Source organism: Kingella sp. SNUBH-2017 (assembly GCF_028680565.1).
GTDB lineage: Bacteria > Pseudomonadota > Gammaproteobacteria > Burkholderiales > Neisseriaceae > Kingella_D > Kingella_D pumchi.
This window is the reverse complement of the sequence record NZ_JAPHVK010000016.1, coordinates 19500-41007: the sequence shown is the minus strand read 5'-3', so window position 1 is coordinate 41007 and position 21508 is coordinate 19500. Positions and strand designations below refer to the sequence as shown.

At 60.3% G+C, this 21508-nt stretch carries 20 protein-coding genes; 4 read left to right on the top strand and 16 right to left on the bottom strand.

Features of this window, described 5'->3' with window-relative positions; genetic code table 11:
• Positions 1 to 463 precede the first annotated feature (463 nt).
• From OP500_RS10855 to pmbA, 3 genes are all read right to left on the bottom strand, one after another.
• Complete coding sequence (locus OP500_RS10855; RefSeq protein ID WP_274070957.1) at positions 464 to 1168, bottom strand: helix-turn-helix transcriptional regulator; 705 nt, start codon at positions 1166 to 1168, stop codon at positions 464 to 466.
• A gap of 62 nt (positions 1169 to 1230) precedes the next feature.
• Positions 1231 to 2262 (bottom strand): Holliday junction branch migration DNA helicase RuvB, encoded by a 1032-nt coding sequence (ruvB, locus tag OP500_RS10850; RefSeq protein WP_274070956.1) that lies wholly within the window; start codon positions 2260 to 2262, stop codon positions 1231 to 1233.
• A 118-nt stretch (positions 2263 to 2380) separates the two neighbouring features.
• Complete coding sequence (pmbA, locus tag OP500_RS10845; RefSeq protein ID WP_274070955.1) at positions 2381 to 3712, bottom strand: metalloprotease PmbA; 1332 nt, start codon at positions 3710 to 3712, stop codon at positions 2381 to 2383.
• 128 nt (positions 3713 to 3840) lie between these two features.
• Between pmbA and yjgA the strand changes: the two genes are divergently transcribed.
• The 3 genes from yjgA to panC all read left to right on the top strand — a co-directional run bounded on the left by yjgA (position 3841) and on the right by panC (position 7317).
• On the top strand, positions 3841 to 4374 hold the full coding sequence (yjgA, locus tag OP500_RS10840) for a ribosome biogenesis factor YjgA (protein ID WP_274070954.1): 534 nt from the start codon (positions 3841 to 3843) through the stop codon (positions 4372 to 4374).
• A 131-nt stretch (positions 4375 to 4505) separates the two neighbouring features.
• Positions 4506 to 6338 (top strand): SurA N-terminal domain-containing protein, encoded by a 1833-nt coding sequence (locus OP500_RS10835; RefSeq protein WP_274070953.1) that lies wholly within the window; start codon positions 4506 to 4508, stop codon positions 6336 to 6338.
• A 139-nt stretch (positions 6339 to 6477) separates the two neighbouring features.
• Positions 6478 to 7317, top strand: a complete 840-nt coding sequence (panC, locus tag OP500_RS10830; RefSeq protein ID WP_274070952.1) for a pantoate--beta-alanine ligase — start codon at positions 6478 to 6480, stop codon at positions 7315 to 7317.
• A gap of 348 nt (positions 7318 to 7665) precedes the next feature.
• Here the strand turns inward: panC and OP500_RS10825 are convergent, their stop codons facing one another.
• The 8 genes from OP500_RS10825 to OP500_RS10790 all read right to left on the bottom strand — a co-directional run bounded on the left by OP500_RS10825 (position 7666) and on the right by OP500_RS10790 (position 15198).
• Positions 7666 to 8265, bottom strand: a complete 600-nt coding sequence (locus OP500_RS10825) for a hypothetical protein (protein WP_274070951.1) — start codon at positions 8263 to 8265, stop codon at positions 7666 to 7668.
• A gap of 27 nt (positions 8266 to 8292) precedes the next feature.
• The gene (locus OP500_RS10820; RefSeq protein WP_274070950.1) at positions 8293 to 9645 is read right to left on the bottom strand and encodes an aldehyde dehydrogenase family protein; all 1353 of its coding nucleotides are present in this window, start codon (positions 9643 to 9645) and stop codon (positions 8293 to 8295) included.
• 22 nt (positions 9646 to 9667) lie between these two features.
• Positions 9668 to 10000, bottom strand: coding sequence for a hypothetical protein (locus tag OP500_RS10815; RefSeq protein WP_238748149.1), 333 nt, complete (start codon positions 9998 to 10000; stop codon positions 9668 to 9670).
• A 293-nt stretch (positions 10001 to 10293) separates the two neighbouring features.
• Positions 10294 to 11082, bottom strand: coding sequence for a hypothetical protein (locus tag OP500_RS10810; protein WP_238748148.1), 789 nt, complete (start codon positions 11080 to 11082; stop codon positions 10294 to 10296).
• Between the two features lie 99 nt (positions 11083 to 11181).
• Positions 11182 to 12396, bottom strand: a complete 1215-nt coding sequence (locus OP500_RS10805; RefSeq protein WP_274070949.1) for an AAA family ATPase — start codon at positions 12394 to 12396, stop codon at positions 11182 to 11184.
• 21 nt (positions 12397 to 12417) lie between these two features.
• Positions 12418 to 13215 (bottom strand): RNA ligase family protein, encoded by a 798-nt coding sequence (locus OP500_RS10800; RefSeq protein WP_274070948.1) that lies wholly within the window; start codon positions 13213 to 13215, stop codon positions 12418 to 12420.
• A 143-nt stretch (positions 13216 to 13358) separates the two neighbouring features.
• Positions 13359 to 14426 carry an AI-2E family transporter gene (locus tag OP500_RS10795; RefSeq protein WP_274070947.1) on the bottom strand — a complete coding sequence of 356 codons (1068 nt, stop codon included), beginning with the start codon at positions 14424 to 14426 and terminating at the stop codon, positions 13359 to 13361.
• A gap of 112 nt (positions 14427 to 14538) precedes the next feature.
• A complete protein-coding gene (locus OP500_RS10790) occupies positions 14539 to 15198 on the bottom strand; it encodes an NAD(P)H-dependent oxidoreductase (protein WP_274070946.1) in 660 nt (219 codons plus the stop codon).
• Positions 15199 to 15431: 233 nt separating this feature from the next.
• Between OP500_RS10790 and efp the strand changes: the two genes are divergently transcribed.
• On the top strand, positions 15432 to 15992 hold the full coding sequence (gene efp / locus OP500_RS10785; protein WP_238748143.1) for an elongation factor P: 561 nt from the start codon (positions 15432 to 15434) through the stop codon (positions 15990 to 15992).
• A 159-nt stretch (positions 15993 to 16151) separates the two neighbouring features.
• On the opposite strand, the gene OP500_RS10780 is transcribed toward efp, so the two are convergent.
• The 5 genes from OP500_RS10780 to OP500_RS10760 form a co-directional block, all read right to left on the bottom strand.
• A complete protein-coding gene (locus tag OP500_RS10780; RefSeq protein WP_274070945.1) occupies positions 16152 to 16739 on the bottom strand; it encodes an RDD family protein in 588 nt (195 codons plus the stop codon).
• Positions 16740 to 16861: 122 nt separating this feature from the next.
• Entirely contained in the window at positions 16862 to 18586 is a 1725-nt protein-coding gene (locus OP500_RS10775; protein ID WP_274070944.1) for a flotillin family protein, read from the bottom strand.
• A 267-nt stretch (positions 18587 to 18853) separates the two neighbouring features.
• Positions 18854 to 19108: a hypothetical protein gene (locus OP500_RS10770; protein ID WP_274070943.1), complete on the bottom strand. Its 255-nt coding sequence runs from the start codon at positions 19106 to 19108 to the stop codon at positions 18854 to 18856.
• Complete coding sequence (locus OP500_RS10765) at positions 19062 to 20015, bottom strand: hypothetical protein (RefSeq protein WP_274070942.1); 954 nt, start codon at positions 20013 to 20015, stop codon at positions 19062 to 19064. The genes OP500_RS10770 and OP500_RS10765 overlap by 47 nt, the downstream gene beginning before the upstream one ends.
• 20 nt (positions 20016 to 20035) lie before the next feature.
• Complete coding sequence (locus OP500_RS10760) at positions 20036 to 21454, bottom strand: hypothetical protein (RefSeq protein ID WP_274070941.1); 1419 nt, start codon at positions 21452 to 21454, stop codon at positions 20036 to 20038.
• Positions 21455 to 21508 lie beyond the last annotated feature (54 nt).

The window sequence follows — 21508 nt, the reverse complement described above, 5'->3', positions numbered from 1 at the left end:
GCACAGCGGGGGCTGCACAGCGGGGGCTGCACAGCGGGGGCTGCACAGCGGGGGCTGCACAGCGGGGGCTGCACAGCGGGGGCTGCACAGCGGGGGCTGCACAGCGGGGGCTGCACAGCGGGGGCTGCACAGCGGGGGCTGAGGCGGCAAACCTGCCTGCGGCGGTTTGCCGCCTCAGCCGAACGCATTATCAATCATCCGAGCCTAGACTTACAATTCTAGCGGCAGGTTTTGCCTTTATTAACAAAAGCTGCCGAAATAGGCGCAGATTGTGTAGCAACTGTATTTTTCACCCCGTCGGGTAAAAATACAGTTACAGTTGCTCGCATGTTGCGGGGTGGCATACCGTGCAGCAAAACGCAGCCTGAAAACCGTTTGTGCGGTTTTCAGGCTGCTTTGTTGCCGCACAAACGGCAGGCGGGGGTTTTAGACTGCTTGAACGTGCCGGCGGCTGCAGCGGGGTTTAGAAATCAAAATCGACCAAACCGCCGCCGCAGTCTTGTTCGCGCCAGCGCTGCAGCAGCAGGCGGTGGGGTGTAGCGGCGGCGGCGCCGGTTTCAATGCGGCTGATACGGTCGCAGCGGAAATGGCGGAAGTCACCGCGCAGGCAGCACCAGGCGGCGAGCAGGCGCACGCCGCGGTCGCCGAAATAGCCGACCGCCACCGGCTGGACTTGGCGGCGGCTGGCGCGTCCTTCGGCGTCGGTATAGTCGAAACACAGGTAACAGCCACTGCCGAGCGCGGCGCGGATATGCTCCAGCACCTGCGCTTCCTGCGGCGTGCAGCCGGTATCGGCAAGCGGATAGAGCGCCATGTTTTCCAGCTCGGCGGCGGCGGCCGGCGGAATCAGGGCGCGGATTTTTTCCAGCGCCGAGCGGGCGGCTTCGCCGGCGCCGCCCTGCCGCGCCGCCCAGCGCAGGCCAAGCAGCAGCGCGGCCAGTTCGTCCTGCCCAAAGGCGGCCGGCGGCATCAGCCAGCCGCCGCGCCATTCAAAGCCGACGCCGGCTTCGCCGCAGATGTCGGCACCCTGCGCGCGCAGCAGGGCGATGTCGCGGTAAACGGTGCGCACGCTGATTTGCAACTCGGCAGCCATTTCCTGCGCCGGCAGCGGGCGGCGGCTGCGGCGCAGCAGGTCGGACAGTTGCAGCAGGCGTTGGGTGCGGCTCATGGGATCGGGTGGTGAAATAAGGGGAACAGAAGGAGCGGACGCTTATTCAGGCTGCCTGTTTGTTATTCTGCCGGCGGCAAGCCGAAGTGGCGGTAGCTCAATTCGGTGGCGACGCGGCCGCGCGGGGTGCGCTGCAAAAATCCCTGCTGGATCAGATAGGGTTCGATTACGTCCTCGATGGTGTCGGGACTCTCGCCGATGGCGGCGGCGACGTTTTCCAAGCCGACGGGGCCGCCGCTAAATTTGAACAGCACGGCTTCGAGAAATTTGCGGTCCATCATGTCCAAGCCGACGGCATCGACATCGAGCATTGATAGCGCGGCATCGGCCACGGCGGCATCGGCGCGGCCGCCGTGTTTGACTTCGGCGTAGTCGCGCACGCGGCGCAGCAGGCGGTTGGCGATGCGCGGGGTGCCCCTGCTGCGGCGGGCAATTTCCAGCGCGCCGTCTTCATCGAGCGCCATCTGCAAAAGTTCAGCCGAGCGGGCGACGATGGTCGATAAGTCGTCGGCGCGGTAAAACTCCAGGCGCGAAACGATGCCGAAGCGGTCGCGCAGCGGATTGGTGAGCATGCCGGCACGGGTGGTGGCGCCCACCAGCGTAAAGGGCGGCAGGTCGATTTTCACCGAACGGGCGGCGGGGCCTTCGCCGATCATAATGTCGAGCTGGTAGTCTTCGAGCGCGGGATAAAGGATTTCTTCAACCACGGGGCTGAGCCGGTGGATTTCGTCGATAAACAACACGTCGTGCGGCTCGAGATTGGTGAGCAGCGCCGCCAAATCGCCGGCACGCTCGAGCACCGGGCCGCTGGTCTGGCGCAGGTTGACGCCCAATTCTTTGGCGATGATGTGCGCCAGCGTGGTTTTGCCGAGCCCCGGCGGGCCAAACAGCAGGGTGTGGTCGAGCGCTTCGCCGCGCGCGCGGGCAGCCTGAATAAAGATTTCCAGCTGCGATTTGGCCTTGTGCTGGCCGATGTAGTCGGCCAGCGTTTTCGGCCGCAGAGCGCGTTCGAGCTGCTCTTCTTGGGCGGACATTTTCTGCGCCGCCACCATGCGCGGCGCGGCGTGGGAAGTAAGCTTGTCGGTTTCGAGCATAGGGATTGGGCTTTGAGCAAGGCAGCCTGAAAACGGGAAAACGACGGTTCAGGCTGCCTGAAAAGGGAAAAAACGGGCAAAACCGGCTTTCAGGCTGCCTGAAAGGCGGCAATCGGATTCAGCTGCCGGCCACGGTCATCTTGCCGACCAGTATCGAGCCGACGCGGTTGCCGGCGCGCGGCAGGGCATCGTCGGCAATGCCTTCGATGGCGGCGAACATTTCCTGCAGCCGGCCGGCCACGGTAATGCCGCTGACCGGATAGGCAATCACACCGTTTTCCACCCAGAAGCCGGCGGCGCCGCGCGAATAGTCGCCGGTCAGGGTATTGACGCCCTGCCCCATCAATTCGGTAATCAGCAGGCCGCTGCCCATCTGCCGCAGCAGATCTTCGCGGCCGACGCAGGTGGCGCCGAGCACCAGATTGTGCGCGCCGCCGGCGTTGGCGGTGGTCTGCATGCCGAGTTTGCGCGCGCTGTAGCTGCCGAGAAAATAGCCGCGCACGCTGCCTTCTTCAATCACGAAGCGCGGCGCCGTGGCCACGCCCTCGCTGTCGAAATAAGTGCTGCCGAAGCGGCGCGGCAGGTGCGGCTCTTCACGCAGATTGACGAAATCGGGAAAAATGCGGCTGCCGATGCTGTCGCAGAGAAAACTGCTGTGGCGGTAGAGCGCGCTGCCGCTGAGCGCACCGACCAGATGGCCGATCAGGCTGCCGGCCACGGTGTGGTCGAACAGCACCGGATAGCTGCCGGTGGGCACGCTGCGGGCGCCGAGACGGGCAACGGTGCGCTCGGCGGCGGTGCGGCCGATGGCGGCGGCAGCCTGAAGCTCGGCGGCATCGCAGGACATATCGAACCAATAATCGCGCTCCATGCCGCCCGCATCTTCGGCAAGCACGCTGCAGAAAATGCTGTGGTGGCTCACCTGCTGGTGGCGCAAAAAGCCGTGGCTGTTGCCGTAGGCAAACTGCGAGTGGCTGCTTTGCACGTTGGCGCCTTCGGAATTGCCGATGCGCGCGTCAAAATCGAGCGCCGCCGCTTCGCAGTTGGTCGCCAGCTCGAGCGCCTGCGCGCTGCCGACATCCCATTCGTGGTATTTGTCCAGATCGGGGGTGTCGGTGGCCATCAGATCAGCATCGGCCAGGCCGGCATAGGGGTCTTGCGCGGTGTAGCGGGCGATGTCCAGGGCAGCCTGAACGGTGCCGGCCAGCGCCTGTTCGGAAAAGTCGGCGGTGCTGGCGCGGCCTTTGCTCTGCCCCAGATACACGGTCAGATCCAGCGATTTGTCCTGGCGGTGCTCGATCTGGTCGGTTTCGCCCAGCCGCACCTGCACGCTCAGTCCCACCGATTCGCTAACGGCGGCTTCGGCAGCCTGCGCGCCTTTGGCATTAGCCAGCGCCAGCGCGCGCGCCACTACGTCGCTAAGGTCGGATGCTGTGTGTTGGAACATCATGGTTCTCGGGTCGGGATATCAAGGAAAGGGCGGCATTTTAACCGTTTTCAGGCTGCCTTGCGCCAAAAGCGACAAAGCGGCGCTTTTGCTATATGATGCGCGGCTTTATCCGCACAGCAGCCTGAAAAATGGATACGCACCAAGACGACGAATGGGTCAGCAAGACCGCCAAGAAAAAACAGATGAACGAGTTGCAGGATTTGGGCATGGAGCTGACCCGCCTGTCCCACGACACCCTGAAAAAAATCGGCCTGCCGGAAGAGTTGGCCGAAGCGGTGCGCGAATACCGCAAAATCACGTCCAACGGCGCACTCAAGCGGCAGAGCCAGTTTATCGGCCGCCTGATGCGCGACATCGACCCCGCGCCCATCCGCGCCTTTTTAGCGGCGCTCAAAGGCGAAAACCAGGCGCACAACGCCTTTTTGCAGCGGGTCGAGCAGGCGCGCAGCCGTCTCTTGGCCGACGACAACGCGCTCACCGCCTTCATCGCCGAGCATCCGGCAGCCGACGCCGGCGTGCTGCGCACCCTGATCCGCAACACGCGCAAAGAGCAGGAGCAGTCCAAGCCGCCGAAAAACTTCCGCGCGCTGTATCAGGAACTGAAACGGCTGATGCAGCCTGAAAGCGCCGTCGAAGCCGAAAATGACGACCAAGAGTCCTAATCAAGAGTTTCAGGCTGCCTGAAAACCGTTTTGCCGTTTTTTCCTTTTCAGGCTGCCTGACAGCCATGCCGCGCAATGTGAAAACACGTTAAAATGCGCCCCATTCCCCTTATCCCCTTTTCCGCACCGCCATGTTCCATCTGATCGAAAAATACCGCAAACCTTCCCAGTTTCTGCTCGGCTGCATCGCCCTGTCGTTTGTCGGCTTCAGCGCCGTCAGCCTGACCAGCCTGGGCAGCGGCAACTACATCGTCCAAATCGGCGAGAAGACCATCACCCGCGAAGATCTCGACCGCGCCCTGCACAACACCCGCAACAGCGGCGGCAGCGGCAGCCGCGAAGAAGTGTTCCAAGCGCTGCTCAACCAGGCCTATCTGCTCGAAGGCGCGAAAAAAATGGGCGTGGCGGTTTCCGACGAGCAAATCAAGCAGATGATTGTGGACGATCCCAACTTCCACGACCAAAACGGCGATTTCAGCCCGCAAATCTTCCGCACCTTCCTGCAAAACAACCGCATGAGCGAAGAGCAGTACACCGACCGCCTGCGCGACCAGTATCTGACTTTCGCCCTGCAGAAAATCTTTGCCAACGGCAGTATTCCCGATACCCAGGTGGCGCAGTTTGCCCGCAGCGTTGCCGCCGCGCGCACCATCCGTCTGGCGGTGGCCGATGAAAGCGCCTTTGCCGGCAAGGTTGCGGTAAACGACGCCGAACTGCAGAAATTCTACCGCGCCAACCAAAAAGCCTACCGCCAGCAGCAGGCGGTGAAATACCAGTATCTGCTGCTGTCGCCGAAAATACTGGCCGAGCGCGAAAGCGTGAGCGATGCCGAAATCGACGAAATCTTCAAGCAGCAGCAGGACAAACTCAAGCCCACCCGCCGCGTCAGCATGATTATGGTGCCGATTCCGGTAAAAGGCGGTGATGCCGCCAAAGCCGCCGCCCGCGCCGAAGCCGAAGCCGCGGCACAGGCTGCCAAAGCCGCGCCCGAGCAGTTTGCCGCCATCGCCCAGCGCTTCTCCAAAGACGGCAGCGCCGCCAAAGGCGGCGACATCGGCGACATCAGCCAAAACGGCACGCTGGAAAAACCGCTGGAAGACGCAGTTTTCGCGCTAAACAAAGGCGAAGTCAGCGCCTTAATCGAAGGCAGCTTCGGCTATTACGTCTTCCAAGTGAACGACATCCTCGACAACTCGCCCGCCGCCGTCAAAGCACGCATCGCCCAAGATTTGAAAGAGAAAAAAGCCGTCCAGTCACTGAAAAAACTGCGCGAAGACTTGGGCGACTATGTGATCAACAACAGCAGCGAGCTTGAAAGCACCGCCAAAAAATTCGGCGTGCCGCTGCAAAGCGGCGGCGACTGGCTGACCCGTGCCGGCGCCGCCGAGCAAAAGCTGCCTGAAGCGGTAATCGAAGCGCTGTTTGGCAGCGACGTTTTCGACAAAAAACACAATTCCGACCCGATTAGCGCCGCCGACGGCTCGGTATGGGTGCTGCGCGCCAGCGAAACCCGCCCCGAAGCGCAGCTTTCATTCGAGCAGGCCAAAGAGCAGGTGAAGGCCGACTACATCCGCTCCGAAAGCCGCCGCCTGGCCACCGAGCACAACAAAAAACTGCTCGCCGAGCTGCAGGCCGGCAAAGAGCCCGCGCTCAACTGGACCAACCCGCAGCCGGTGATGCCCGAGCAGCTGCGCGGCATGATGCCGCCGGCCGACTATCTGGCGATTATGAAAGCCCAGCCCAAAGACGGCAAACCCGCCTACGCCCTGCTGCAGGGCACCGGCATGCCGCAGCTGGTCGAAGTGCAGTCGCTCTCCGAAGTCAAACCCAATGCCGAAGAGCGCGCCGCCATCAAGCAGCAGCTGGCGGTTATCCAGGGCAACACCCTGATTGAAGCCTATCTGCAAAAGCTGCGGCAGGAAATTCCCGCCAAGCAGGGCAGACAAAAGCTCGAAGACCAATAAGCCGCCCCTTTTTCAGGCTGCCTGGCAACCCAGGCAGCCTGAAACGCGAAAACAGGCCGCCCACGCCCTTGCAGGCAGCCTGAAAGCGCAGCTTCAACGAAGTTAAAACCCAACCCGCCACACAAGGAACACCCCCACCATGCAAATCATCCGCACCATCGAAGAAATGCGCCAATGGCGGCGCAGCCACGACAGCGTCGCCTTCGTGCCCACCATGGGCAATCTCCACGCCGGCCATCTGGCGCTGGTGGCGCAGGCCAAACAGGCCGAGCGCCACACCGTGGTCAGTATCTTCGTCAACCGCCTGCAGTTCGGCCAGGGCGAAGACTTCGGCCGCTACCCGCGCACCCTTGATGCCGACGCCGAGAAACTGCGCGCAGCCGGCGTCGATGTGCTGTTCGCCCCCGACGAAGCCGAACTCTACCCGCGCGTGGCCCAGCAGTACCAGGTCGAGCCGCCCAACCTACAAAACGAGCTGTGCGGCACCTTCCGCCCCGGCCACTTTCGCGGCGTCGCCACCGTCGTGTGCAAACTCTTCAACATCGTCCAGCCCGACACCGCCTGCTTCGGCAAAAAAGACTACCAGCAGCTGGTGGTCATACAAGGCATGGTCGATGATCTCAACATCCCCGTGCACATTATTCCCGTCGATACCGGCCGCGCCACCGACGGCCTCGCCCTCTCCAGCCGCAACCAATACCTCAAGCCCGAAGAGCGCGCCGAAGCGCCGCAACTCTACCGCAGCCTGCAGGCCGTGGCCGACACCGTGCGTGGCGGCAGCCGCGACTACGCCGCCCTCGAAGAGCAGGCTCGCCGCGGCTTAGCTTCGCGCGGCTGGCAGGTGGACTACATCGAAATCCGCGCCGCCGGCAGCCTGAACACCGCCCGCGTCGGCGACAAACAGCTGGTCGTCCTCGGCGCCGCCCGCCTCGGCGGCACCCGCCTGATCGACAATATCGAATTCAGCATCGAAGACTAAACCGCCGGCCTAAAGGCAGCCTGAAAGATTGCAGCGCAAACCCAAAGCAGCCTGAAAAGCGTGTTCACGTTTTCAGGCTGCTTTTTAGCAAATATTCAAACCGGCAAACTTTCAGGCTGCCTGAAAGCCGTTTTTAGCGCATCCCATCCCCACTACCGTCATTCCCGCACAGGCGGGAATCTTGGTTGGTGTACAGCAATGCCTGCCAGCAAGGTAGGCTGGGTCTAGACCCAGCATTCCAGCAATACGGCTTGTTACGTTGCGCGCCAACAAGCCAAGCAAAAAGCAGCCTGAAAACCGTATCCGCGTTTTCAGGCTGCTTTTATGCAAAACCGACTTTCAGGCTGCCTAGCCCCTATTTTCCAGCGTATCGAGAAAACGGCGGCCAAAGCCGGTCAGCACGCTGCAGTCGTCACGGATGGCCAGCGCGCGGATGCGGCGGTTGCCGTACAGCATCAGCGCCAGCAGCGCGATCATGGCGCCGCCGAAACCGAGCGACATCAGCAGCGGAATCTTGCTTTCCGCCAACAGCAGCAGCAAAACCGCCGCCAGCGCCAGCGCCGCCATCACCCCGATGCGGCGGCGCCGGCAGCGGCGGCACACCGGCACAAACAGCCGCCGTTTGCGCTGCAGCCAGATTTGCGCGGCGGTAAACAGCAGCGCCAAAACAATCAAAACCGGCGCTTTCCACTCGTCCAGCCACGCAAACAGTACCGGCGCAAAAATAAAAAACAGCACCATCACCGCGGCCGACAGCAACAGCGCCGCCGGCGGCGTCCAATACAGATTCACGCTTTTGCCTTCTTCCGCCGTAGTCTCACCCGCGCAACGGATGCAGCGGCAGGGCAACGCGCTGCCGGCAGCGAGCCAGACTTTGCCGCCGCGCCGCCAGCAGCCCTGCGCCGGCTCGTCGCTGGCGGGGGTTTGGTAGGGATTAAAGTCGTTCATGCCCATCTTCCCAAGGCAGCCTGAAAACTATTTCTGCCAATAAGTCTTCACATTAACAAACTCATACAGCCCGAACTCGGACAGCTCGCGGCCGAAGCCGGAATCTTTCACGCCGCCGAAGGGCAGGCGCAAATCGCTGCTGGTGTGGCGGTTGACAAACACGCTGCCCACTTCGAGCCGCGCGGCCATGCGCTCGGCCAGCTCGGTATCGGCGGTAAAGATGCTGGCGCCCAGGCCGTAGGGCGTGCTGTTGGCGGCGGCCACGGCGGCTTCGGCATCGGCCACGCGGATAATGCCCAGCGCGGGGCCGAACACTTCTTCGCGCCACATCCGGCATTGTGGGTTGAGCCGGTCGATAAGGGTGGCGGGGTAGAACCAGCCCGGCGCCGTTTCCGACTGCGGCGGCAGCACGCCGCCCGCCAGCAGTTTGGCGCCGTGCGCCAGCGCGTCCTGCACCTGCGCGTGCACGCGCTCGCGCAAATCGGCGCGGTGCAGCGGCGCGAGCGTGGTTTCAGGCTGCATCGGGTCGCCGCTTTTTAGTTTGGCGCATTCGGCCAGCAGCAGCGGGATAAACTCGTCGGCTACGCTGTCGCAGACAATCAGGCGCTTGGCGGCGTTGCACGACTGGCCGGCGTCGCGGAAACGCGAATGGCAGGCTTCGGCGGCGGCGGCGGCCAGATCGGCATCGGGCAGGACGATAAAGGCGTTGCTGCCGCCGAGTTCCAACACGCATTTTTTCAGGTGTTTGCCCGCCAGCGCGGCCAAATGGCGGCCGGTATCGGTGGAGCCGGTAAAGGCCAGCGCATCGCACGCAGCCAGCGCGGCTTCGGTGTTTTCGTGCGCCAGCCACGCCGGCTGCAAGGGCAGACCGTCTGCCAGCTCAAACAGCGCCGCGCTCACCCGCGCCACGCTGGGGGCGGGTTTGACCAGACAGGCATTGCCCGCGCACAGGGCGGGCACGGCAAAACGCAGCACCTGCCACACCGGATAGTTCCACGGCATCACCGCCAGCACCACGCCCAGCGGCGCAAAGGAAACGCCGCTGATGCTGGCCTGGGTAGCGATGGTTTTGCCGGCGAGAAACTGCGGCGCGAGCTTGGCGTAATAGCGGATCAGCGCCAGCGATTTGTCGATTTCGGCTTCGCACTCGCGTAGGCAGCGGCCGACTTCTTCGCACACCATCGCCGCCAAACGGCTTTTATTGGCGGCCAGCCGCTCGGCAAAAGCCGCCAGCTGCGCGGTGCGCTCGGTGATTTTTAGCGCGGCAAATTCGCGCTGGCGCGCTTTGAGCGCGGCAATCTGGCGCGCGGTGTGTTCGGGCGTGTCGGCGGCTCGGGTGTAAAGGACGTCGCCGCTAACGGTGTGGATGCTGGTAAACATGGTTTCAGGCTGCCTGAAAGGATTAACGGGTATGGAGCCAGTCGGCGGCGGACGCGGCGGGATCGGATGCGGCAGCAGCTGCCGGTGCCGCGGCGGATGCGGCGTTTTCAGGCTGCCTTACGGCAGACGCAGCCGGCGGCGGGGCAAAGCTGCCGCCATCTGCCGGCGGCCGGTAAAACATACCGAAACCGATCAGGCTGAACATCATCAGCGAAAAACCGCCGAGCATCAGGCGGGTAAACAGCATTTTTTTCGCCGGCGTTTTCTTCGCCAGCAAGGCGGCAATCAGGCCGATCAGCCCGATCGAGCCGACAATCAGTCCCAGCAGTACCAAAACGGTAAAAAATTTGTCCATAGTGTTTGTCCGATGCGGTTGGCAAAGGCGGCAGATGGTAGGCAAAAGCGCCGCCCGCCGCAAGATTCAGGCAGCCTGAAAGCCGTTTTACGGTTTTCAGGCAGCCTTAGTATAGTGAAACAAAATAGGAAAGATACAAGGCAGCAAGCCGCAGGCAGTACAGGTAGTACGGCAAGGCACAGCAACGCCATAGATTTTCTATTTTGTTTCACTATTTGATGGCATTTGTCCTGCGGGGCGGTTCCTTGGGAAAGTTTGTATCCGCATGGGAAAAGCACAGAAAATTTTTGGGCTTATTGTCCGAACGGATAGGCTTTCGGCAGGAGATAGCGGCCTTTTGCCGCATTGTAACGGGCGACATACCGCACGGTTTTGATATTTTTCTTCAAACCCGCCCTGCTGCTTACCGTAATCAGCAGCGGATAGCGGCCTGCCGCTGCCTTGCCGTGTTTCTGCACGCGCATCGTGCCGTGCGCGTAAGCTGCGCCCCGCATACATTTTTCAAACCCAGCTGCCGGTTTGCTTTCCTCTGTTTCGCAATGTGCCGCCCATTCTTCCGTATCGCTTAAATTGCCAATCCGCTGTTCGCTGATTTTGCTGCCGCTGTCGTGATACACCAGCACCAGCGAACCGGAGCGGTAGCCTTGCGCCGTTTCGCTTTCTTCGGCAACAAAACCCCATTTGTCTTTGCCGAACTGCTCAAACCGCCAATGTTGCGGCGCATCGCCGAACGTGCCCGTATAAATTTCCGGCTTCGCCGCCAGCAGCCGCCAGCCGCCCGATTCTTTTTTGAAGACAAACAGGCCGGCCATGCCTTTGTCCGGATGGTTTCTGCTTGGTTGCTGGCTGTCTGCATACAGTGTCCTGCCTGTAAACAGCAGATAGAGCTGTTTGCCCTGTGCCGTGTGCCGCGTTTTTGCCTGTGCCTGCTTCATGCAGTGATACACGCCGGTTTCCCGGTTGTACGCCTTGCGGTTGAAACGGCAGTGTGCCTTATCGGCGTATTGCGGGTAATACTGCGCCACGATTTGATCAGGTGTTTGGGCGCGAAGTGTTCCGCAGGCAAGCAGTACGGCTGCCATGGGTATCATTTTTTTCATATCGGGCTTCTCCAAGGGTATGCCGTTTTGCTGCTTTATCATCAGGCAGCCTGAAAGGTAAAAAAACCGTTTTCAGGCTGCCTATTCGGCAACGCAATATTCCACTTCGTGCGCTTCGTCGTAGCTGGGAATTTCCAGTTTGCCGAGCAGGCGGCGGATAACGGCTTCGGGAACGCTGTGTTCGCGCTGTTTGTTTTGGCGCAACAGCTGCGGCCAGGGCACTTCCAGATAGATGATGTGGATGCGGGCGCGGTAGTCGGCAAAGAGTGACGTCCATTTGCCGCGCAACTCACGGGTGAGGTTGGTGGCGTTGAATACGAAGTCTTGGCGGTCGCGCAGGTATTGGCGGGCTTGTTCTTTGCCAAGCTGTATCACGCGCCCTGCGGCTTTTTTGTCGGCGGGGTCTATGCGGTGGGCGCGGCGGATGTCGTCGAGCGAGAGCACGGGCAGCTTGGGGAAGCGTTGGGCGATGTGGGTGTCTTTGCCGCTGCCGGGCAGGGCGCTCATCATGTAAACGGTGCAGGCGAAGTCGTCGTAGGGGTGGTAGTCGGGGCTGCTTTCGGGGTGATTGAGATAATGGTAACGCGCGTGGCAGCCTGAAAAGGGGTAGGACGCGCCCCAGCTTTGGTTTTCTTCGCACAGGGCTTGGAATAGGGCGATGCGTTCCAGCAATTCGGCGGTGTCGGGGCAGATGCGTCCGAGGGCGTCGGCTTTGGCGAGGATGGCGAGCAGGCGGGTGTCGGTGTGCAGGCTGGCGGCGATTACGGCGTGTTCGGGCTTGGGTTTTTCTATCGCCCACAGCGGCAGCCCGTGCCAGCGCACGAGTTTGGCGACGGCTTCGCGCACGGCAAAGGGGGCGGCGAGGTCGCAATAGAGGATTTGGCGGGCGGTGTGCTCGCCTTTTTTGGCGTGGCGCGGGGAGATGATGCGGGTTTTGCCGTCGCGCTCTTCGGTGGTGGTGCTGCTGCGTTTTTCTACGTCGTGCAACAGGGCGGCGGCAAACAGGATGTGCTGCGCCTGTTCGTCCAGTTCCTGATATTCGGGCAGCCTGAAAAGCTCGGCAGCAACCATTTTGGTGTGGGTCAGCACGTCGCCTTCGCCGTGCCATTCGGCATCTTGCGGCACGGCGGCCATGTCGGCAAGCCAGTCAAAACGGGCGGTGAGGGCGTCCCAGTCGGGGGCGCGGTTGGGGGTGAAATGGGGGAATTGCCACATGGCATGCGTCCTTAGGGGATGATTGGTTTTGGTGGTGGAGTGGGCAGCCTGAAAATGGATTTGGTGTTTTGACTGCGCCAAATCAGGGCTTTCAGGCTGCCTTTATCTGTTTTGGTATTGGTAGCCGTGCCAGCCGTATTGGTCGTAATCAATCAGCGTGGCGGGCTGCCAGGTTTTGGTCCAATGCACATCGGTTTTAACGTGTTTGGCGCGCACCAGTTTGAACAGGTTGTCAAATTCGTTGGGCTGCACGGGCAAATCGCCGTTGTTGGTGGCAAAGCCGTCGCGGTTGCGGATAACCAAGCCTTCGCAGCAGGGGGCGTTGGTTTGCGGGTCGTAGCCGCCGAGTGCGCCGCTGGTTTCCACGTAATCCAGCCAGCTCATGCCGAGATTGGCGGTGAGCCAGTCGGCAAGCTGGCGGTTTTCGTCAATACCGTCGCGGTACATGTCGCGCAGCGGCTGGGTAATCGGCAGCTCGGGCACGGTGGGGAAGTCAAACAGGGCGGCGTAGAATTTGATTTCGTCCCAGCCGAGCCAGCGCTCGCCCTGGCGTACGGCGAATAGATAGAAATAGGATTCCAGGCGCTGGTAGGCGATGGAGTGGATGCCGTAGAGATTTTCGCCGAAGAGTTCCAAATCGCCCAAATCGTCTTTGATGCGCTGCCAGCGCTCAATCAGCGGTTTGTCCCACGGGTGTTGCGTGGGCGCAGCGTGCGAGCGGGCGAAAACGCCGTGGCGGTTGAAGCAGTTGTTTTGCCCGTCGAGTTTTTCGGTGAGCACCAATGCGTCTTTTTGGGCGAAGGCAGCGAGGTAGTCTGCGGGCATAAAGCGGTCGTCGGAGGTGGTGCCGAGGCTGATGGGGGCGTGCAGGCTGCGGCTGTATTTGGTGGATGGGGTCATGGTTTTGGGGGCTTTTTTTGGGATGGTTGGGCAGCCTGAAAAGGGCGGCGTGGTGGTTTTGATGTTTTAGCTTCGCAATTCCGCTACGCTTTTCAGGCTGCCTTTGGACTGGGATAAGGCAGCCTGAAAGTGGAAAACGGCGTTTAAATCAGTTTCTGCAGTTTCATTTCGTTTTTCAGATAGGCGTAGTACACCGGGGCGATGATGATGCCGCCGATGCCGAAGATGCGCTCGCACACCACCATGGCAATCAGCAATTCCCATGCGGTCGATTCGATTTCGGCGCCGATGATTTTGGCGTTGAGAAAATACTCCAGCTTATGCACCACCACCAAAAACACCAGCGATGCCAGGGCGACATACAGCGATACGCCCAGGCTCAGGGTGATGATGACGGCGTTGGAAATCAGATTGCCGGCCACCGGTATCAGGCCGACGATAAAGGCGATAACGAGCACGGTGAGCCGAAACGGCAGCTCCACGCCGAAAAGCGGCAGCAGCAGATACAGGTAAAGGGCGGTAACGGCGGTGTCGATCAGCGAAATTTTCACCTGCGCCAGAAACACGCGCTCGAAGCTGCTTTGGAAGCTGGCGATGCGCCGGATCAGCTCGGCCTTAAACGGCGGCATCTGCACGCGGGTGTGGCGGGTGGCCAGGCGGTGGAAGCTGAGCATGGCCCCGACAATCACGCCGATCAGGATATAAACGAAGGAAGTCAGGCTGTTTTTGCTGATGCGGGTCAGGGTGTCGCCGTATTCACGCACCAGCGCGGCGGCGGCGGTTTTGATTTCCGCCAGATTGGCCGGCAGCATATTGAGCAGGGCGGGCGGCAGCTCTTTGCTGTTTTTGGTGTCGGCGATAATCGCCGCCAGCTTGCCGATCATGGTGTTGATGTGGCCGCCGTGGATCAGGTGGTAGATGCCCAGCGCCATCAGGAAAATCGCCAGTAGCACCAGGCCGATGGTGAGCACGGTCGAAACCAGATTGATGTTGCGCGCATTGAGCGAGCGGTGCATGCGCGTGTGGCGCGGCAGCAGGCGGCGGCGCAGCCAGAAAATCAGGCGGTTGGTTTTGCTGATAAAGACATAAGTCAGAATCACCGACAGCAGCAGCGGCAGAAAATGAAAATACAGCACGCCGATCAGCACGGCGGCCATCAGGATATAGCTGCTGTTGCGCAGGGCGGGGGAAACGGGGGCTTTGGCGCTCATGTGTGTTCTTTATTAAAAACTCGAAAAATCGGATGTTTGTTGTTTTCAGGCTGCTTTCAGGCTGCCTTGATGATCAGGCAGCCTGAAAGTTTGGCGGCGGCAGGCAGGCGCCCTATTCCACCCACTGCACCACTTCGGCGGCGGCGCGGCGGGTTTTGGCGCGCGGCTCGGCGGCGCGGTAGCCGAAAGCGGCCATCAGCGCGGTGCGGTGTTCGGCCGGATCGAGCAGGCCGTTGTCTGCCAGCAGCTGATCGACGGCGGCCTGGTCGAAGCCTTCAACCGCAGTCGAATCGATGCCGATCAGCGCGGCGGCGGTCATCATATTGGCCAGCGCGATATAGCTTTGCTTGGCTGTCCAGTCGTTAAAGGCGCGGGGCGTTTCGTTGAGCCGGAAATCGTGTTCGGCAAAATGGCTGAACTTGGCTTCGCGCTGCTCAACGACATCCGCGGCAATCGCGTGCACTTCGCTCCACATCCGGTGGCGGTAGCCGGCGCGGGTGGCATCGGCGGTGCGGGCAAGCAGGATCACGAAATGGCTGCAGTCGAGCTTTTCCGCCGCGCCCCAGGCCAGCGGCGCCAGCGCGCGGCGCAGCTCGGGATTCTGTATCACCAGAAAACGCCACGGCTCCAGCCCGAACGAGCTGGGCGACAGGCGCGCGGTTTCGAGAATAAAGTCAAAATCTTCGCGGCTGATTTTTTTGTCCGGGTCATAACGCTTGCAGGCATGGCGGAAATGAAAGGCGTCAAGGACAGTCTGTTTGTCGGCAAACACGGCATCGCTCCTGTAATCGCGTGGTGGAAAACGGCGGCATTATAAACCGCCGCACCAACCGAAAGGCAGCCTGAAAGCGCAGGCGGCGTTTAGCCCGCGCGGCTTTGCCCCAAGGCAGCGGCAGCCTGAAAGGCAAAAAGCGCCGCAAATGCAGCCGGCGCGTTTGATTCCGATGGCCCTATCGGATAGAATGCCGCTTTTTTTCGTTTAACGAACCCCAAGGAAATAAAACCATGAAAACCGCACAAGAACTGCGCGCCGGCAACGTATTTATGATCGGCAGCGACCCGATGGTCGTTCAGAAAACCGAATACATCAAAGGCGGCCGCTCTTCGGCCAAAGTGAGCATGAAGCTGAAAAACCTGCTCACCGGCGCCAACAGCGAAACCATCGTGAAAGCCGACGACAAATTCGACGTAGTCGTGCTCTCGCGCAAAAACTGCACCTACAGCTACTTCGCCGACCCGATGTATGTGTTTATGGACGAAGAGTTCAACCAATACGAAGTCGAAGCCGACAACATCGGCGACGCGCTCAAATTCATCACCGACGGCATGGAAGACGTGTGCGAAGTAACCTTCTACGAAGGCAACCCGATTTCCGTCGAGCTTCCCACCATCATCGTGCGCGAAGTGGAATACACCGAGCCGGCGGTTAAAGGCGACACTTCCGGCAAAGTGATGAAAACCGCCCGTTTGGTCGGCGGCACCGAAATCCAGGTGATGTCCTACATCGAAAACGGCGACAAAGTGGAAATCGACACCCGCACCGGCGAATTCCGCAAACGCGCCTAAGCTGGCATCATCAAAAAGCAGCCTGAAAACCGCGTATCACGGTTTTCAGGCTGCTTTTTTTCATTGCCAAAGGATGCGGCGGAGATTTTGCAAACCCTGCCGCATCTGCCTATCCGTTCTGCTTCGCCGCTGCGGCAGGCAGCCTGAAAGGCGCGGCGGTCAGGCTTTCACCACCAGCGTCCGCGCCAGCAAATCCTGCAGGGTGCGGCGCCGCTTGCTGCGGAAAAACAGCATCAGCAGGCAGATCAGCAGGGCAATCGTGCCGACGGGCGATTCCGTTTTGCCGTTGCCCATATCCATTTGCCACGGCAGCAGCTCGCCGATTACCAACACAATCAGGTAGTAGGCGCAAAAGCGCAGCAGAAAGTGGCGCACAAAGCCCGCGGTTTCGCCATCGGTGGTAATCACGCGGATGCGCATCTGTTTTTTGCCCAAGGTCTGCCCGTCGCGCGACATCAGCACAACCTGGTACACCAGCAGCCCCAAACAAATCAGGACGCCAACCACTATAACGCCGCCAACCAGCAGATTGCGGCTCTCTTCCGTATCCAGAGACCATGACGATGCCGCCAAACCGAGACCGAAAGCCAGCATCACAAACACCACTATCGGAAAAATAAGAACCAGCAGCCAATCGATAAGCGCTGCTGCAATCCGCTGCCACGGCGTTGCCAGCTCTACTTCGTAAGCGTCGTCAAAATGCGCTTCAACCACGGTGGATTGGTAGGCCTGACGAAAATCACTCATGTTTCAATTCCTTATCTGTTTGCTTGGTAAAACGGGTTGTTTTTTCTTTTGCTGCCGCGTTTTCAGGCTGCTTGGCGCCGCTGCGGCACAGGCAGCCTGAAAGCCGCATTGGTTAAAACGGTTTATTGTTCGGGCTTGGGTTCGGATGTATCACCGCCCTGCCCTGCACCCAACGCGGCAGTCAAACCATTGATATCGCCGCCGTTTAAGCCCAACTCTTTGAGCAGACCGTCCACCAGCGGCGCTTGGGCACGGTAGCGCAGGGCGCTGTTGACCATTTGGTCGGAGAGTGCGGGGCTGGCGGATGGGCTTTGGCCGTCGGCTGTGCTGCCGGCTGCGCCGCCCAGGCCGCTGACTTGCAGGATTTTGATGTCGTCGATGTTTTCCATCGGTTTGACCGATTCGCGGATGATGTCGGGCAGGTGTTTTAACAGCGCCAGGCGGATTTGCATGGCAACCTGGTCGGCGCTTAACACATTGGCCGCTTCGTTTACCGCGCGTTTGCCCTCGGCATCGACTTTGTACTGCTGCTCCTGCGCTTGCGCCAGCAGCACTTTGGCGTCGGCCTCGCCACGCGCTTTCAGGCGGGACTGCTCGGCTTCGGCTTCGGCAGCGATGCGCAGCGCTTCGGCTTTGTCCTGCGCCGCCTGTTTTTCGGCCTCGGCGGCCACGGTTACGGCAATGGCTTCGCGCTGGGCGGTTTCGGCGGCGGCAATCAGTTCCACCGCTTTGGCACGCTCGGCGCGCTCGGTTTCGCGCACGGTAATCACGCTTTCTTCCTCGCGCACGGCGGCGGCACGGGCTTTGTCGGCTTCGGCTTTGGCTTCGGATTCGGCGCGCGATTTTTCGGCGACGGCGATGGCTCTGTCCTGCTCGGCCAGTTCGATGGCTTTGCGCCGCTCGACTTCGGCCTGCTCTACGGCCTGCGCCTTGCGGATGTCTTCGTTTTTCACATCGCGCTCGGCGGCGATGCGTTTCAGATCGACTTCGCGCTCGGCGGCGATTTTCGCTTCTTCGGCCTCGCGTTTTTTCGCCGCTTCCTGCTCGGCGATACCCGCCTCCTGCTCGGCGCGGCGCACGGCGATTTCGCGCTCTTGTTCCAATTTGGCGTACTCTTCTTCGCGGGCGATTTTCAGGCGCTGCTGCTCGGCTTCGAGATTTTTGGTTTTAATCGCCAGATCGGTTTCCTGCTCGATGTCGTTGCGTTTTTTGCGCCGCGATTCGATGGTTTCGGTGAGCTTGGTCAAGCCCTCGGCGTCGAAGGCGTTTTGCGGGTTGAAGAAGCGGAAATCGGTCTGATCCAGGCCGGTAAGCGACACGGCTTCCAATTCCAAACCGTTTTTGTACAAATCCTCGCTCACTGCCTGCTGCACTTTCTGCACGAAATCAACACGTTTTTCGTGCAGCTCTTCCATCGCCATTTCGGCGGCCACGGCGCGCAGGCTGTCGACAAACTTGCCCTCCACCAAGTCTTTGAGCTTTTCCGGCGACATGGTTTTCATGCCCAAAGTCTGCGCCGCGGTGGCAATGCTCTCGGCGGTGGGCTTCACGCGCACGTAAAACTCCGCCGCCACATCCACGCGCATGCGGTCTTTGGTAATCAGCGCCTGCTCTTCGGCACGGCGCACTTCCAGCTTCAGCGTGTTCATATTGACCGGAATCACCTCGTGCAGCACCGGCAGCACAATTGCGCCGCCGTTCACAATCACCTTCTCGCCGCCGAAACCGGTGCGCACAAAGGACACTTCCTTGCTGGCGCGGCGGTACAGGCGGGTGAGGATGAGGCCGAGCACGAACAGCGCGACGAGTATGACGCCGGCGATGATGCCGATGGAAACTAAGTTCATGGGTTTTCCTTTCTTGGAGAAGGTTTTTTTCAGACGGCTTCCTGCTGCCTGAAACAGGTTTGGAGAAAATCAAACAAATACAGTGGATTCAAATAGAAATACCTGCATCGTCATTCCTGCGCAGGTGGGAATCCAGACTTCGGGATTCCAAGGAAATATTCAAAGATTGCCACAATTCTAAACCTCTGGATTCCCACCTGCGCAGGAATGACGGTATGGGTATTTTTATCTGGATTTACATTAAGGCGGCCTATATTTTCAGACGGCCTAAGGACGGCTGAAACGCAGTTCGCGGGCAAACAGGCTGCGGCGTACATAGACCGTTTCGCCGTCGGGCGTTTCAAAACTGCCTTCGCACCAACTGCCGTCAAAATCGCGATGACTTTCGGGCAGGTGGACGGCAAGCTGCCGCGGGCGGCTATAGCGTCCGCAGCGTCCTTCAACGGTCATTTCCACCGCCACACGCTCGAACGGTTTACCCCACAGGCTGGCCGTGCCCGACAGCGAAGCCAACGACCACACGCACAACGCGCCTATGGCCAGCCAGAACAGGGCGGTTTTGCCCCCCGTGGTTAAAACGGCCGATTGCCGTTTGCCGCAGATAATGGTTGGACGGCAGGCCGAATACGGTTTCTCCGACCAGCACCTTGCGGCTCATCCAAGCCAAAGGCAGCAGCCATGCGGCGGTCAGCGCGGCGGCGGCCTGCCAGGCAAGGGGCGACAAGAGCATGTTGCCGAATATTTGCCGCACGCACGCCAACAGCACCGTTGCCGACACCAGCCCTATCAGTATCCGCCAGCCGCGCCTTTTTCTTTTGTCCAAATTGTCGAACAACTCCATAAAGCCGTTTTGCATCGCAACCGACATTTCCCTGCCCCGATCTACCGCGCCCAACTCTGCAATCAAAGCAGCGGTATTGCGGCACAAGGAGGTGGAAAAGCGGCGGCTGTGTCCGTCGGGCGAGATGGTGCGAAAAGAGAAGATGCGGCGCCGCCTATCGCACAGATAATCGAACCGCCAATCGGTCGGACAGCGGAAACGCGTGCGGCCGAATGCACCGTACAGCACCAATTCCCCGCCGCCGATGGAGGCAAAACGGCGGCAGGTCAGGCCGAACCACCAGCCTTCCGAGCGTTTCAGGCCGTAGAGCAAAAACACACACGCCGCCGCTTTTGCCGCCCAATCGTGCACCGTCGGCAAAAATCCGCTGACGGCAAGGAAAACCAACAATGCGATAAAGACCAATAGCAGCCCCGTTACCAAAGGCATAAACAGCGTGCCCCAAAAAGAGGTGGCAAATACCGTTTGTCTGCCTTCGCGCCGCACTCCTGCCTGCGGTTGCCTGCCGAGGCCGGCCCAAGATACCGAATCGAATCGCTGTCTGTTGCGGTTTTGGCGGTAGCGCGATTTTTTACGTTGTTTGCCCATTATTGTTTGCCTTTTGTTTTTCAGACGGCCTTTTCGGATGGTTCGATATATTCCAGCAACGGCAGCCCCGTGGCGAGGCTGATTTGTTTGGCCGTTTTCTCCGCCGTCTGCCGGTTGTCGCGCAGCAGCAAATCTGCCTCCAGCAGCCGCACATCTTTGCCGCCTTCTTTGCCCGCCAGCCGGATTTCGTTCAAGCCCACACCCAATCCGCTGTATTTCACGCGGCTGTAAATGCCGCAAAACCCCGATAACGCATAGCGTTTTTCAGGCAGCCACTTGAAACCGTGCAGGCAGTATACGGTCAGTACGTCTTCCTGCACGCTGTAGCGTACCTTGCGCAGTGTATGCCAATGGTACGCCAGCCGCCATGCGGCAAACAGCAGCGCCGCCAGCCAGAACAGCCGCCAGCCGAACCCGCCCCCGCTCCACACCATCAGCAGTGCAAACAGCAAAAACGGGATGCGCGAGAGCAAAGTGCCGAGCGAATACACGGCAAATTCCGCTCTGTCCAAGAGCTTCGGCGCAGCGCGTTCCAGCAGCTTCGGCTGCAGTTCATGTTCCGCCTGCCTTGCCGCCGCCAGCGCGGCTTTGATTTCTGAGGGCTGCCGCCAAGCAGTTTGTGTTTGCGCCGTTTTCCGGCAGCGACACGCACGAAACACCCCGCGCACTTCCGACACCGCCACCGCCAACAACCCGAGCGCCAGCAGCCCCGCGCCGAAATACAGCGGCTTGGGCAGGCCGCCGCTTTGCCAATCCGCCGCCAAACGCAGCAGCCAGACCGCCAGCCAAGTCCACAACCCGGCTGCTGCCAGATTCACCGCCTGCCGCCACGCAGGCAGCGTTTTCGCTTGCAAGGGCTGCAACTGTGCCGGATTGGCCGCCGTCTCCTCCGCCGCACGGATTATTGTGTTGATTACCGGCCGTTTGGCCAAATCCGTTGCCTGCGCGATATGGTTCTGAATTCTGTCTAATTCGTTCAGCGAACCCTTATGCGGCAGGAAATTTTCCTCCAGCACCAAATCGTTCCGCCCATCCGCCGATTCCAGCCACAAGCGCCCGTAGTAGCCGCGGTAATCGTCCCGCACCTTCTCCGCCGCCACCGCCGCAAACATCGAAAGCGGATACTCCCACTGCGCCTGCCAACCCCAACGCCAGCGCCCTTGCAACAGCACGCTGCGTTCTGTGTCCAACCGCAGAAAGTCCCGCGCCGTGAACATGCGCCAATACAGGAAACCAACCAGCGCCGCACCGCCAAAAAACAGCAGCACCATGGCCAAACGAAGCGCCGTATCCACCCCGTCGCCGGAAATATCCGACAGAGTATCCAGCCCGATAATAAGCAGCAGCAATACCCCTGCGCAGACCACACCGATTTCCAGCATCAAATCCTTAGATGTAGCCGGATACAGCATCACGATTTTGCTTTTATTCTGTTGCATGGCTTCCTCTTTATATTACGGCAGGCTACCTGAAAATGTGGGGTATCGGTTTTT